The sequence below is a fragment of the Noviherbaspirillum sp. Root189 genome (assembly GCF_001428545.1).
Taxonomy (GTDB): Bacteria; Pseudomonadota; Gammaproteobacteria; order Burkholderiales; family Burkholderiaceae_D; genus Noviherbaspirillum.
Window position 1 is genome coordinate 47,467 of record NZ_LMHZ01000026.1, and the last position, 13,696, is coordinate 61,162.

At 56.1% G+C, this 13,696-nt stretch carries 16 protein-coding genes; 12 read left to right on the top strand and 4 right to left on the bottom strand.

Annotation, left to right across the window (positions count from 1 at the left end; all coding sequences use genetic code 11):
• The first annotated feature begins 1 nt into the window (after nucleotide 1).
• The 7 genes from ASE07_RS16690 to ASE07_RS16720 all read left to right on the top strand — a co-directional run bounded on the left by ASE07_RS16690 (nucleotide 2) and on the right by ASE07_RS16720 (nucleotide 5,723).
• The gene (locus ASE07_RS16690) at nucleotides 2–505 is read left to right on the top strand and encodes a hypothetical protein (protein WP_057291985.1); all 504 of its coding nucleotides are present in this window, start codon (nucleotides 2–4) and stop codon (nucleotides 503–505) included.
• Nucleotides 506–597: 92 nt separating this feature from the next.
• Nucleotides 598–1,743: a c-type cytochrome gene (locus ASE07_RS16695; protein WP_057291965.1), complete on the top strand. Its 1,146-nt coding sequence runs from the start codon at nucleotides 598–600 to the stop codon at nucleotides 1,741–1,743.
• A gap of 12 nt (nucleotides 1,744–1,755) precedes the next feature.
• Nucleotides 1,756–3,513, top strand: a complete 1,758-nt coding sequence (ctaD, locus tag ASE07_RS16700; protein WP_057291966.1) for a cytochrome c oxidase subunit I — start codon at nucleotides 1,756–1,758, stop codon at nucleotides 3,511–3,513.
• Nucleotides 3,510–4,172: a bb3-type cytochrome oxidase subunit III gene (locus ASE07_RS16705; protein WP_057291967.1), complete on the top strand. Its 663-nt coding sequence runs from the start codon at nucleotides 3,510–3,512 to the stop codon at nucleotides 4,170–4,172. The genes ctaD and ASE07_RS16705 overlap by 4 nt, the downstream gene beginning before the upstream one ends.
• Before the next feature lie 15 nt (nucleotides 4,173–4,187).
• On the top strand, nucleotides 4,188–4,883 hold the full coding sequence (locus ASE07_RS16710) for a heme-copper oxidase subunit III family protein (RefSeq protein ID WP_057291968.1): 696 nt from the start codon (nucleotides 4,188–4,190) through the stop codon (nucleotides 4,881–4,883).
• An 8-nt stretch (nucleotides 4,884–4,891) separates the two neighbouring features.
• Entirely contained in the window at nucleotides 4,892–5,230 is a 339-nt protein-coding gene (locus tag ASE07_RS16715) for a cytochrome C oxidase subunit IV family protein (RefSeq protein ID WP_057291969.1), read from the top strand.
• Nucleotides 5,231–5,339: 109 nt separating this feature from the next.
• Nucleotides 5,340–5,723 carry a hypothetical protein gene (locus ASE07_RS16720; RefSeq protein WP_057291970.1) on the top strand — a complete coding sequence of 128 codons (384 nt, stop codon included), beginning with the start codon at nucleotides 5,340–5,342 and terminating at the stop codon, nucleotides 5,721–5,723.
• A gap of 24 nt (nucleotides 5,724–5,747) precedes the next feature.
• Here the strand turns inward: ASE07_RS16720 and ASE07_RS16725 are convergent, their stop codons facing one another.
• On the bottom strand, nucleotides 5,748–6,635 hold the full coding sequence (locus tag ASE07_RS16725; RefSeq protein WP_057291971.1) for a DMT family transporter: 888 nt from the start codon (nucleotides 6,633–6,635) through the stop codon (nucleotides 5,748–5,750).
• Nucleotides 6,636–6,692: 57 nt separating this feature from the next.
• The gene (locus ASE07_RS16730; protein ID WP_057291972.1) at nucleotides 6,693–7,061 is read right to left on the bottom strand and encodes a glutaredoxin domain-containing protein; all 369 of its coding nucleotides are present in this window, start codon (nucleotides 7,059–7,061) and stop codon (nucleotides 6,693–6,695) included.
• A 275-nt stretch (nucleotides 7,062–7,336) separates the two neighbouring features.
• On the opposite strand from ASE07_RS16730, the gene ASE07_RS16735 reads away from it, so the two are divergent.
• From ASE07_RS16735 to ASE07_RS16750, 4 genes are all read left to right on the top strand, one after another.
• The gene (locus ASE07_RS16735; RefSeq protein WP_057291973.1) at nucleotides 7,337–8,014 is read left to right on the top strand and encodes a response regulator transcription factor; all 678 of its coding nucleotides are present in this window, start codon (nucleotides 7,337–7,339) and stop codon (nucleotides 8,012–8,014) included.
• Nucleotides 8,015–8,021: 7 nt separating this feature from the next.
• Nucleotides 8,022–9,407, top strand: a complete 1,386-nt coding sequence (locus tag ASE07_RS16740) for a sensor histidine kinase (RefSeq protein WP_235548498.1) — start codon at nucleotides 8,022–8,024, stop codon at nucleotides 9,405–9,407.
• 176 nt (nucleotides 9,408–9,583) lie between these two features.
• Nucleotides 9,584–10,279: a TerC family protein gene (locus ASE07_RS16745; protein WP_057291975.1), complete on the top strand. Its 696-nt coding sequence runs from the start codon at nucleotides 9,584–9,586 to the stop codon at nucleotides 10,277–10,279.
• 44 nt (nucleotides 10,280–10,323) lie between these two features.
• Entirely contained in the window at nucleotides 10,324–10,764 is a 441-nt protein-coding gene (locus ASE07_RS16750; protein ID WP_057291976.1) for a universal stress protein, read from the top strand.
• A gap of 72 nt (nucleotides 10,765–10,836) precedes the next feature.
• Here the strand turns inward: ASE07_RS16750 and ASE07_RS16755 are convergent, their stop codons facing one another.
• Nucleotides 10,837–11,214 (bottom strand): group III truncated hemoglobin, encoded by a 378-nt coding sequence (locus ASE07_RS16755; RefSeq protein ID WP_057291977.1) that lies wholly within the window; start codon nucleotides 11,212–11,214, stop codon nucleotides 10,837–10,839.
• Between the two features lie 93 nt (nucleotides 11,215–11,307).
• A complete protein-coding gene (gene hmpA, locus ASE07_RS16760) occupies nucleotides 11,308–12,513 on the bottom strand; it encodes an NO-inducible flavohemoprotein (RefSeq protein WP_057291978.1) in 1,206 nt (401 codons plus the stop codon).
• Between the two features lie 400 nt (nucleotides 12,514–12,913).
• Here hmpA and ASE07_RS16765 point away from each other — a divergent pair, with 400 nt between their 5' ends.
• Nucleotides 12,914–13,213: a BON domain-containing protein gene (locus ASE07_RS16765; RefSeq protein ID WP_057291979.1), complete on the top strand. Its 300-nt coding sequence runs from the start codon at nucleotides 12,914–12,916 to the stop codon at nucleotides 13,211–13,213.
• The last annotated feature ends 483 nt before the right edge of the window (nucleotides 13,214–13,696 follow it).

Below are 13,696 nucleotides of genomic sequence, written 5' to 3' on the forward strand. Positions count from 1 at the left end.
CATGCGACACAGGCTTTACTATTTATTGCCGGATATCCACAGCGCCCGGCGTACGCTCGATGATTTGCTATTGCATCGTATTGAACAACGGCATGTTCACTTTCTTGCGAAGATGGACTTGCCGGACGACTTGCCCGAAGCAAACTTCATGCACAAGACGGATGTGGTTCATGGTGCGCAGAACGGCATGATCGCCGGTGCGCTTCTCGGCATTTTGCTCGGCTTCGTGGTGGTTTATTATTTTGACCTCACCTCACCCGCCCTGGTGACGACGGCGGCGACTGTCATTGGCATCCTGTTTGGAGGCTGGGCAGCGAGCATGGTGGCGGCAGCCATTCCCAATTCACGGCTTCAAGCCTTCTTTCCGGAAATTGAAAAAGGCAGGGTGTTGATGATCGCCGACGTGCCGCACCAGCGGGTCAAGGCGGTCGAGGAACTGCTTGCGGAACGCCATCCCGAGCTGAATTTCCGTGGCGAGGATCCGCACGTTCCCGTGTTTCCGTAATGCCGGCTACGCTCCCGCACGCAGCGATGCTTGCGGGATATTGACCGTCTTGATTCGGTACGGCGGCGAGACCGTCGCAAAGGGGGATAGACATGGTAATGGCTGCCTCGCTCATTGGCATCGTCCTTGCCGCCTTGTTATTTCACTTTGCAAGTCCCTGGTGGATTACGCCCCTCGCCTCCAACTGGAACCAGATGGATGACACACTCGGCATTACGCTGGTGGTCACGGGTGTGTTCTTTATCGGCATCAATCTCTTTGTCGCTTATGCGGTATGGCGCTATCGTCACCGCGATGGCTCGCGCGCCGCCTATGAGCCGCATAACAACAAGCTGGAACGCCGACTGCTGATCGCCACGACCGTGGCGATCATGACATTGCTGGCACCCGGCCTGTTCGTGTATGCGGAATATGTGCAGCCGCCGAAAGAGGCATTGGTCGTTGAAGTGCTGGGCCAGCAATGGCAATGGCACTTCCGGTTTCCCGGCCGCGATGGCAAACTCGGGCTCACGGATGTCCGGCATGTCAACGCCGGGAATCCATTCGGCCTGGACCCCGACGATCCGCCCGGCCATGACAACATCCTCGTCAGTGGCGAGCTGCATTTGCCGCTGAACAAACCGGTGAAAGTCTTATTGCGATCGCATGATGTGCTGCACGACTTTTATGTGCCGCAATTCCGGGCGCGCATGAACATGGTGCCAGGCATGGTCACGTCGTTCTGGTTCACGCCTACCAGGGCCGGTCGCTACGAAATTCTGTGCGCGCAACTGTGCGGTGTCGGCCACTACAACATGCGCGGCTATGTCGTGGTCGAGGATGACGCCGCCTTTCAGAAATGGCTGGGTGGGCAACCCACTTTCGCGTCCCTGATGGCAAAGCCGGGCGGCGGTAGCGCGCCGGCTGCCGGCAGCGGACCCGAAGCGCGCCTTGCGCAAGGGAAGTCTCTGGCCCAGTCCAAGGGCTGCGTCGCCTGCCATACCGTTGACGGTGCACCGGGTGTCGGGCCGACATGGAAGGGCTTGTACGGCAAAACCGAAACCATGGCCGACGGCTCCACCGCACTGGTGGATGAAGCCTATCTCAAGGATTTCATCCTCAATCCGCAAGCGCGGGTGGTGAAAGGTTTCTCGCCCATCATGCCGAAGATTCCCCTCAGTGATGATGAACTGGCGGCCATCGTTGCCTATATCCAGTCCCTGGGTAGCGCGCCGCCGCCGGCGAAGGCACAAAAATAGCGGGAGGATGCGATGAGTTACGCCGATCATGATGCGCACCACGAGCCGCAGGGCTTCTGGACAAAATACGTCTGGAGCCAGGATCACAAAATCATTGCGATCCAGTACGCGTGTGTCGCCATTGCCGTTGGCCTGGTCGGCGTCGCCTTGTCCAATCTGATGCGATTGCAACTCGGCTTTCCCGGCCGCTTTGCTTTCATCACCGCCGAGCACTATTACCAGTACATGACCATGCACGGCATGATCATGGTGATCTACCTGCTCACCGCGCTGTTCCTCGGTGGCTTCGGTAACTACCTGATCCCCTTGATGATCGGCGCGCGCGACATGGTTTTTCCCTTTCTGAACATGCTGAGCTTCTGGGTCTACCTTCTATCGGTGTTGGTACTGATGGCCAGTTTCTTCGTGCCGGGAGGGCCAACCGGCGCTGGCTGGACGCTGTATCCACCGCAAGCCATCCTGGCCGGGACGCCGGGCTACGACTGGGGAATTATCCTGATGCTGGTGTCCCTGCTCATCTTTATCGTCGCCGCCACGATGGGCGGGCTCAACTATGTGACGACGGTGCTGCAGGCGCGCACCGAAGGAATGACACTGATGCGCATGCCCCTGACGGTATGGGGCATCTTTGTCGCCACCATCCTCGCGCTGCTGGCTTTCCCTGCGCTGTTCGTGAGCGGCGTCATGATGCTGCTCGATAAAACGCTCGGCACCAGCTTCTTCATGCCTTCGCTGGTATCCATGGGGCAGGTGACTGATTACAAGGGCGGCAGTCCTCTTCTGTTTCAGCACCTGTTCTGGTTCTTCGGGCATCCGGAAGTCTACATCGTGGCACTGCCAGCGTTCGGCATCGTGTCCGATCTGATCAGCGTACATTCGCGTAAAAGCATCTTCGGTTATCGCAACATGGTGTGGGCCATCGTTGCGATTGGCGTACTGTCGGTCGTGGTGTGGGCGCATCACATGTTCGTCAGCGGAATGAATCCCTATTTCGGATTCTTCTTTGCGACAACCACACTGATTATCGCCGTGCCGACCGCGATCAAGGTGTACAACTGGCTCCTGACCTTATGGCGCGGCGACATCCATCTATCGGTGCCGATGCTCTTTGCGCTGGCCTTTATCAGTACCTTTGTGATCGGTGGGTTGACCGGATTATTTCTCGGCAACGTGAGTGCCGATATTCCTTTATCAAACACCTATTTTGTGGTGGCGCATTTCCATATGGTGATGGGCGTAGCGCCCATCCTGGTCGTCTTCGGCGGCATCTATCACTGGTATCCGAAGGTGACGGGACGCATGCTCGACGATCGCCTTGGCCGCTTGCATTTCTGGGTGACCTTTCTCGGTACGTATGCGATTTTCTTTCCCATGCATTATCTCGGCGTGCTGGGCATGCCACGCCGGTACTATGCGTTCGAGAACTATGAATTTATCCCGCCGTCTGCGCACAGTCTCAATACCTTTATCAGCGTAGTCGCACTGATCGTCGCGGTAGCACAACTGATTTTTGTCTTCAACCTGGTCTGGTCCGTGTTCCGTGGCAGGCGTGCCGAGGGTAACCCGTGGCGCGCGGCGTCGCTGGAGTGGCAGACGCCGATGACACCGCCTGGCCACGGCAACTGGGGGCCCAGCTTACCGGTTGCGCATCGCTGGGCCTACGCCTATAGCGTGCCGGGTGCGCCACAGGATTTCATCGCGCAGAACGCGCCAGCCGACGACGGCGGCACGGAACCGGCGCCATACGGCGGCAAGGAGGCGTTGGCATGAATAGCGCTATTTTGCTGAAAGCCACGACCGGCAATGACAATGGCAATGACGATTACTTGCGTGACACCACCGGCCCGTATCGCGGGGAACGCAGATCGGCGGCCGGCATCGCGCTCTGGGTATTCATGGGCGTGGCGACCGCCTTGTTCGCCTTGTTTCTTACCGCCTATGTGATGCGGATGGATTCGACGGATTGGTCCCCGATCGCCATGCCACCGCAGTTATGGCTAAGTACAGCGCTTCTGGTCACCGGCAGCATTCTGATGCATCTGGCGGGGACAAGGGCCGGCAGCGCAAGCTGGCATCGAGCGTATGTTCTTTTTATTGCAGGCGGTGTCTGCGCCATTGCTTTCATCTGCGTGCAGCTTTGGGCGTGGCAGCAGTTGCTCACGGACCGTGTCTCCATGGCCGGCAATCCGGCCGCCAGCTTCTTCTATTTGCTGACCGCAATGCACGGCCTGCATGTCGCGGGCGGCCAGATCGCCTGGGCGGCGTCGGTGCGCGGCGTATGGTCGGGGGCGGGTGGTATTCACGCCGCAACGCGCATCAAGTTATGCGCACGCTACTGGCATTTTCTGCTGGCGGTGTGGCTGGTTCTGTTCGGCACGCTAGGCTGGCTTACGCCTGAAGCGGTTCGCCTCATTTGCGGCACCCGTTGAAACAGAGAGAAGATCATGAGCGCACAATTGTCGCCACCGCAGCAGATACCGGAACCGCCAGCCACCGCATGGCGGGGCGTGGTTGCGGATTGGTCATCGGATCGCCAGGCGTTTCACGTGTCCTGGGCCAAGGCGATGATGTGGATTTTTCTTTTATCGGACACTTTCGTATTCAGCTGCTTTCTGACCGGCTATATGACGGTCAGGATGGCAACCCCGGCACAATGGCCTAATCCGAGCGAAGTCTTTGCATTGCAGATAGGCGGCGCGGACATTCCCCTGATCCTGATCGCCATCATGACCTTTGTCCTGATCACCAGTAGCGGCACCATGGCGATGGCAGTCAACTTTGCCTATCGCCGCGACCGGCGGCGTACCGCCTGGCTCATGTTTGCCACGGCAGCGTTTGGCATCATGTTCGTCGGCATGCAGGCTTTTGAATGGACCAAGCTGATTGTGGAAGAGGGTGTGCGTCCCTGGGGTAATCCAATGGGGGCAGCGCAATTCGGTTCGACCTTCTTCATGATTACGGGTTTTCACGGCTTGCACGTATCCGCCGGGGTCATTTATCTGCTGGTCGTTGCAATCCGTGTTCTGCGCGGACGGTATGAGCACAGCGGCAATTACCAGATCGTCGAGATCGCCGGTCTGTACTGGCACTTTGTCGATCTCGTGTGGGTATTCATCTTCGCGTTATTTTATCTGTGGTAAGGCCAACCATGAGCGCGCATAGTGCACAACAGCAAGGAAATGAACATGGGCAAGAGCATCCCATCAGTCTGTACTTCAAGATTTGGGGCTTGCTGTTTTTTCTTAGCACCTTGTCCTATCTCGTCGACTATTTTCGTGTCGAAAGCTACCTGCGATGGACGCTGATTCTTAGTTTCATGTTCTTGAAGGCGGGTTTGATCGTGTCGGTGTTCATGCATATGGCATGGGAACGTCTTTCACTGGTCTATGCCATTTTATTGCCACCGCTTTGCCTGCTGGTGCTGGTCGGCCTGATGGCAACGGAGGCGGGTTACACACTGGCATTGCGCCTCTTGTACTTTCATTAATAAAAAGTGCAGTGACGAAAAAGTGATCAGGATCAAGATTCTTTTCCGGCATCAGTGCACGCTATAGGCATCGGATAAATGGATAACCAGCTCACCAGGGGCCGATGCCATGCGGTTTTTATACTACCTGTTCATCGTCAAACGTCGCCTTGCCTTCCTGGTACTTGCACTTGCAGCTACGGCAGGCGCATGGGCCATACAGGAAAACGTCAAACGCGCGATGGTTCGCCAGGATGTTGCCCCGGTCGACGAGGTGCGGGCTGCATTTCAGCGCGGCGTGGAAACCGATTGGGATATGTGCGCGCAGTTTCATCCTGACATGGCAGGTCAGGAGGATCTGTTCCATTCCATGGTGGCTGCCCGGGAGTCAGTCACTAACGGTGAACTGGATAAGCTCAGGGACCTGATCGAGAAATGTGCCCGGGTCACGGTGCCGCTGACCGGCGACCGCGCCGCCTTTGCGCGTAAGAAAGCCGGGCTGTCACAACTCTGACTGAACCGCTCGCTACGTTTATCGCTATGCACTCTTTTTACTGGAGTGGCTGTGCACAAACGACGCCCATAAGACAGCGCCGCAGATGAGCAGGCCGCCAAGCAGCGTCCGTAACGTGGGGACTTCGCCCAGCAGCACACCGGCCAGGATAATGCCGTACACAGGTTCCAAACCAAATACGACACTTGTGGTTTGCGCGCGAAGGTGGCGCAGACTGGAGACAACCAGGCCTTGCCCAAGGGCTGTAAAGACGACGCCCAGTACAAGCAGCGTCAAGAAGTCCCGGCCTGCAAGCGTACCGTTCCATTGCAATGCCAAAGGCAGCGTGCACAGCGCAGCGAAACCTTGCTGATAGAACGATACGGCAATCGGTGGATACCGGTTAGCGTAGGCCCGGCTGAGTAGTGACAGCACCGCATAGGCCAGTGCTGAAACTACGCCCCAAAGCAGTCCCTGGGTCAGGTGGTTGCCAATATCAAAGCTCGGCGTGACAAGGACCAGTCCCGTAGTGACAAAGGCTGCGGTCACCACATCGCGGCGGCGTAGCGGTTCACCGAAGACCAGTGGTTCAAGAAACGTTGCAAACAGTGGAAAGCTTGAAAAAGCCAGCAAACCAATGGCGACCGTGGATACCTGGATCGACAGGAAGAACGTGAACCAGTGCGCGGCAAGGATGGCGCCCGAAAGCGCAAGTATAAACAGGTCTTTCCCGCTGCGAAGCCGGAGGCTCGATCGGGCCGCCAGGGCAACCAGCAGCAGGGCAAGGCTTCCAAAGACGGTTCTGCCGGCAGTGAGCACCATCGGGCTGGCTGGAACGAATTTGGCGAAGAGACCAGCGCCGCCGGCAAGCAGCACGGCGGCATGGATCTGGATCAGGCCAATACGGGGATTTGAGAGAGGGGAATGCATCATGGCATGATAACGCGCATCGCTGTTTCGGATTCTGCGTACACCACGATGAAATCCGCTCTAGGCAGCGACAAGGCCGGATAGTTCGCCGCTTGCAATGAGCCGTTGCAGGTCGTTTGCGCCGCCAATCAAAATACCATTCACGAATATCATCGGGAACGTGGGCCATCCGGTCCACATTTTCAGCGCCGTGCGCGGACGCCAGCCGCTCAGGTAACTGCCGTATTCCAGATACACATACGTTGCCTTGATATCGTCGAGCACGCGACGCGCCTTCCGTGGAAAAGGATTCTGCGCCATACCGACGACGACTATCGGGTTGGACGCAATGGCCGCCTTGACTTCGGCGATGACATTGGCATGATTGTTGGCCACGATGCTCCTGACCGCCGGATGAATATGCGCTTCGTCGAGAATGCTACGGCTCATGGTGTTTCCTTTGGTCCGGGTTGCACAATTTGTTTTTTGAACATGTCAACGACGAGTAGAGTCGCACTCCTGTACGGAAGCCGGCTGCAGGAAAACGTCGTGTGGACTGTAATGATCGCTCGACTTGGGGAAAAGTCGAGGCCATAGTATGCCTCAACGCTTTCGAGGCGCGGGAAATGCAGGACCGTTCCGAATCGATTTGTTGCCTGCCCATTGCAGTCAGTTAAAATCTCGGCATATCCCTCCATTACGGTGGCACTTAAGGCAAACCAGCCATGCGAATTTTACTAGTCGAGGATGACGAAATACTTGCCGATGCGCTATTCCGCGCGCTGATCCAGTCTGCCTACGCCGTAGATCTGGTCGCGGAGGGCAATCAGGCCGACCACGCGTTGGCCACGCACAGCTATGACCTGGTCGTACTGGATGTCGGCCTCCCCGGATTGAGCGGGTTCGACATTCTCAAGCGGTTGCGGGCGCGACGCTCGCGTGTTCCGGTATTGATCCTGACCGCACTGGATGCTCTCGCCGACCGGGTACGCGGGCTGGACCTGGGCGCCGATGATTACCTGACTAAACCGTTCGACCTGCCTGAGCTGGAAGCGCGCGTGCGTGCCTTGCTGCGCCGCGGCAGCGGGCAGTCGACGCCCGACCTTATGCACGGTCGCCTGCGCCTCGATTCGGCGGGGCGGCGTCTTTATTATGACGAGCAACCCATCGAACTGTCGGCGCGTGAACTGGCCCTGTTTGAATTGCTCCTGATGCGCGAAGGCCGCGTTGTCAGCAAGGAGCATATGGTCAACCATCTCTATGGCTGGGGCGATGAAGTCGGTCCCAATGCCATGGAAGTGTACGTGTACCGGCTCAGAAAAAAACTCGAGGCTTACGGCTGTTGCATCCGTACTATCCGGGGTATGGGATATCTGCTTGAGCATAATGATGCGGCGGCCTGAATTTACCTTGCAGCGCAAACTTCTGTTCTGGCTATTGGGACCGTTGTTTTTCTTGCTGCTGCTCGACACACTGGTCACTTATTCGACCTCGGTCGCTTTTTCCAACAAGGCCTACGACCGGTCCTTGCAAGAGATCGCAAGAGAAGTTTTCCTGCATGTCCGGCATGACGGTAGACATCCCAGTTTCGAAATGACACCAGGCACGGAGCGCATTTTGCTCGTCGATCAGGACGACCGGGTCTTTTACAGGATTTCCTTGCCGGATGGCGTATTGATCGGTGGAGAAACAGCGATTCCGCTTCCCTCCATCGGCGCACCCCGGGGCGACCAGCCGGTATTTTATGATGCGGTGCTGCACGGCGAACCGGTGCGAGTCATTGCAGCCCGCATGTCCTTTACCGACGATAAGCAGTCTACCGCCATGCTGGTCCAGGTGGCTGAAACGCTGAACAAGCGCCATCGCCTGGCAACGGATATTCGTGCGAGCGTATTCATTCCGCAATTGCTTCTGATCGTGTTGGCAACCGTCGCGGTATGGTATGGGATACGGCAAGGCCTGCTGCCATTACAGCGGTTAAAAGCGGCATTGTCGGACCGCTCGCACCTCGACTTGAGTCCGGTCGATGTGCAGGATGTGCCTGGTGAAGTCAGGCCCGTGGTCGAAGAAGTGAATGATCTGCTGCATCGCCTGAACGCGACGCTTAATTTCCAGAACCGATTCATTGCCGATGCGGCGCACCAGCTCAAGACCCCGGTGGCAGGTATGAAGGCGCAGATCGAACTGGCCCTGCGTGAAAACGATGCTGCCAGGCTGCAGCGTGCCGTGGCGCAGCTCTATATCAGTTCAGACCGGCTATCGCGACTGGTCGGACAGTTGTTATCGTTGGCGCGTAATGAGACCGGCGCTGTGCATACTGTCGAATTGACCACTGTCGACCTCAACGCACTGGCGCTGGAAGTCACGATGGAGTGGGTGCCGGAAGCGCTCAAACGCAATGTCGATCTTGGCTTCGAGGGCGCGGATACGCGTGTGGCTATTGCGGGCGATCCGCATCGTTTGCGTGAACTGATCAATAACCTGATCGATAATGCGGTGCGATACAGTCATGACGGCGGACGCGTGACGGTACGTGTTTCCGGCGGCGAGCAGCGACTGCTATCAATCAGCGACGACGGCCCGCGCATCCCCGTTGAAGAGCGCAAGCGTATCTTCGAACGCTTCCATCGCCTGCTTGGCAGTCACACCGACGGTAGCGGACTCGGTCTGGCGATCGTCAGCGAGATTGCCGCTCTGCACAAGGCCACGATCACGCTGGAAGAAGATGTGGATGGGGTTGGCAATACCTTTACGGTTTTCTTCCCTGTGCCGGTCGAATGTGCCATTGCGCATTGAGGCTTAATACCCGCTCTAACCTGCCGTCCGATGGTTCGAAGTAATCGTCCGCCGGATTTATCTTCAGTTGTAAGCCTGGTGTAAGCAAAGCGACAGGAAGGCGACAGACCTGGTCAGTATCCTTGGCGTAAAGCAGTCCGCTTGCGGAGTGCGCATACGCTTACTAAGGAGACTCCATGTCCATGTTTACATCCCCCGAGTTCTGGCTTGCCCTTTCCCAGATCATTCTCATTAATATCGTCCTCAGCGGTGACAATGCGGTCGTTATCGCCCTTGCATCTCGCTCCCTGCCACCGGCTCAGCAAAAAATGGCGATCCTGTTTGGCAGTATCGGTGCCATCGTTCTGCGGATCGTCCTCACCTTCTTCGCGGTTTACCTTCTCTCCCTGCCGTATCTGAAGATTGCCGGCGCCGCCTTGTTGCTCTGGATCGGTATCAATCTGCTGAAAGGTGAGGACGGCGAGGAAGAACTTGAAGGCCATTCCAATCTTGCCGCCGCAATCAAGACCATTATCATTGCCGACCTCGTCATGAGTCTCGATAACGTCATCGGCGTTGCTGCTGCAGCGAAGGGCAATGTGGTTCTGCTGGTGGTCGGGCTTGGGGTCAGCATCCCGTTGATCATCTATGGCAGTACGCTGATCCTGAAATTGATGACGCGCTTTCCCATCATCATCACCGCAGGCGCAGCGCTGCTGGGATGGGTTGCCGGTGAAATGGCCTTCTCCGATCCGGCGATCGACGTCTGGGCCTCAGGCCACCATAGCCTGCATCTGATACCGCCTGTGCTGTGTGCCCTGCTGGTGGTGGCTACCGGAAAATGGCTGCAGTCGCGCACGGAACCGGAAGATACGGCGAACCGTGCGGGCTAAATGCTGGTCCCTGACCGGCCGCGCCACTCAGGAGAAAGCAGGCAATGAAAAAAGTCCTTTTACCGATCAGCATTCATATGAGCCCGTCGCAAATACAAAATGCGGCGGCTCAGGCTATCGCTATATATCGTAGTGAAGACGCTGTGCAGCTTCACGTGCTCAGTGTGCAGATTCCCGTATCCAGGCACGTGTCCGATTTTTTTGAGCCTGGAGAATTACGTCGGATCCATCGGAGCGCCGGCATGGCCGATCTGGCGCCCGCGAAAGCTGTCCTTGATGCTGCCGGCGTCCATTACCTGACGCATATCGAAGTAGGGCGTACCGCCGAGACGATTGCACGTTTTGCTACTGAGATCCATTGCGATCGGATTGTGATGGGCCAGGAAAGCGGATCCGGCATTGCGCATAAACTTTTCGGCACGCTGGCAAGCGAAGTGCGCCATCTGGTTGGGCCGGGAGGCGCCTGCCGGGTAATTGGTTCCTGATTCCACCACGGGAAGCCAGGCCTGCGTTCGTGCATGACTTATCGCTAGCATGCCAGCGATAAGTCATGCTACTTATACCTCGATCTGCTCGCCGAAATAGCCAAGCTGCAAGCTACCTGCAATACGTTCCGCGACTTCAATTGCAACGTGTGCCTCTTCCTTGCCAAAGACTTCCACAGCGGTCTTGCGGAACAGGCCCAGCCAGTGGACGAAATGCTCTTTCTCTATTCCTTCCAGCGCCATGTGCTTGCCAAACACATTGCCCTGAAATTCTCCGGTGCCGAGCAGTAGTTTGTTCCAGAACGCGTACATGCGCGGCATGTGAATTTCCCATTTCCCGGCCAGCATTTTTTCAAAGACAGGCGCCAGCACCGCGTCCTCGCGCACACCTACATAGAAGGTGTCCACCATGATACGAATAGACGATTCGTTGATTGATTTGACCGGCATGGCTTTTCCTGTGTGAGATGAAAATTGATCGGCCGCTTCACACATCAATGAATACTTTATGCCTGATGCATGAAGCGGCTACCTGATTAGTCCTTAGTCCACATAGTTTAGCAACTCCGGCCCAAAGACTTCGCGATGCAATTTGTTGGCAGGAACGCCGATATCGATCAGGCTACGCCATTGCGCCTGCATGAATGCGACCGGACCGCAAAGGTAGACGCTGGCTTCGTCATACGGCCACGGCGCCAGTCTGGAAACATCCATGCGACCCGCGAGTGCGACGCCTTGAGCGATCTCATCGGTCGATGCCTGTTCATAAAAAGTCGCGACGGTAAGATTCGGCATGATGCTTTTTGCCTTGGCGATTTCTGCGCGGTGCGCATGATGACCGCTGTGACGCGCGGCATGCGCAAAAAGTACATGGCGCGCAGGGTTTGCTTCGACGATGCGCTTAAGAGCCGATATCATCGGCGTGATGCCAACACCGGCGGACAGCAGGACGATCGGCGAATCGGACTCAGTGTCCGGTGTAAAGTCGCCAAACGGATGCGTTACCCTAATCGTGTCGCCAACGACGGTATGGTCGTGCAACCAATTCGATACGTGGCCAGCCGGTTTGTTTTCTTCCGCCTTTTCGCGTTTAACCGAGATTCGCAACGTGTCACCGTTAGGTGCATCCGACAGGCTGTACTGGCGCAGTTGCGTACTTCCGTTGTCGAAGCTGACCGAGACACTCAGGTATTGCCCCGGCTTGAATGCAGGAACAGCACGGCCGTCTACCGCTTGCAAGAGGAAAGATTTTACGTTCTCGCATTCGTTGCGGATCTCTGTCACACGCATTGCGCGTAATTCGCCAGGGCTCGTCCCTGCCTGCGTATACAATGCTTTTTCGGTCTGGATCAATGCAGCTGCAAGTTCTGAATAGGCTTCATCCCATGCAGCAATCAGCGGCGGTGTCGCTGCATCGCCGAGCACTTCCTGAATTGCACCGAGCAGATGCCGACCGACGATGGGATAGTGTTCCTGCCTGATTCCGACCGATGCATGTTTGTGTACGATGCGGCTGACGACTGGACCAAGCGCTGCAGCATTGTCGATATTAGCGGCGTAGGCGAATACCGCCGAAGCTAGAGATTGTTGCTGCACGCCGCTCGCCTGGTTTCCCATATTGAACAGGTTGGTCAGCTCCGGATGCGCCGCAAACATGTTCTGGTAGAACGTGCGTGTAATAGCAAGGCCGTGTTCGCGCAGAACCGGAACGCTGGCATCGATATAGGGGCGGGCTGCTGCAGAAACCATTCTTTCCTCCAAAACATGCATACGTAATGCATGATAAATTTTAAAAAAATTGCTCAGATTGTGAGCGTAAAAACACTTGCCTCAGATGCTGAGATGGCGGATCTGTTTTCCCTGGAAGCCGCACATTGACGCTCCGGTGCTGCGCTTTATTCAAGTGGTCTTGCTTCCTTTTCGGCGCGATGCATTGTATCAAAGATGTATATTGAATGCATCTTAAATTGAGGAAGCTCGCGGCACGGGGTCGCGATTGTTTTGTCGCCTTGTTCCCTCAATCATCAGATTTCTGTTCCCTTGCTTTCTCCTGAAGATGGAACTTTAATAACAGGAATGTGTACTACGGAGTGGGTGCCCATCATTACTGGTTATGAGGCGCCACCCTTTAACCATGAAAGGAGTTGTCATGAAAACTGCTGGTTTTTTCCTTAGTGCAGCGTTGCTATTAAGCGCTTGTGCTTCGCCTTCACCTTCGCCAGACGCCCAGTTAAACAGCCGCATCAAGCAGGACATTGCACGCACCGCAGGAATTGGCAATGCAAGCGGTATCAACGTTGAGTCGTCAAGAGGTGTCGTTGTCTTGACTGGTTTTCTTGAGACCGAGCAACAGAGACAAGATGCTGCTCAAGCTGCACTGAAAGTTTCCGGCGTTCAGCAAGTATTCAATAATATCCAGGTGTTTAAGCCCACTTCGTCCGGACAATAATCTACATGGTAATAAAGGCATGTTGGCCGTCTTATAAGATGGCGACATTGCACGTCGCTTCCTACACCAACGCTGATGCTGCTAGCAATGGCAGCATCCATTCCTCCGACCAGAACCATCCGGCATTCACCCTTTTTTTCCGTTGAAGGCTTCTTCGCGTTGGAGAGCAGCGGCGGCATGGGTTTGACGCTGTCTCATCACATGTGACATCAGCGCTACACCACGTCAATAGTGGTGTACCTGCATGGTAGTATTGGTTGAATGTAATTATTCTTTCCGACCTCTTCGATGTCGACTCTCTCATTGACTCCTCCTGTGCCTTGCCAGTCAAAAAATCCATCGATCTCATTTGTCACGTTACAGGTTGGAATTGGTATAACGTGTCATATATGGACTCCCTCCAAAGTACAAGAGACTGACCGACGGGAATGACATTAGGGAGAAGCCTGCAGTCGTATATCCGGCATCTAATGTGGACTCTGT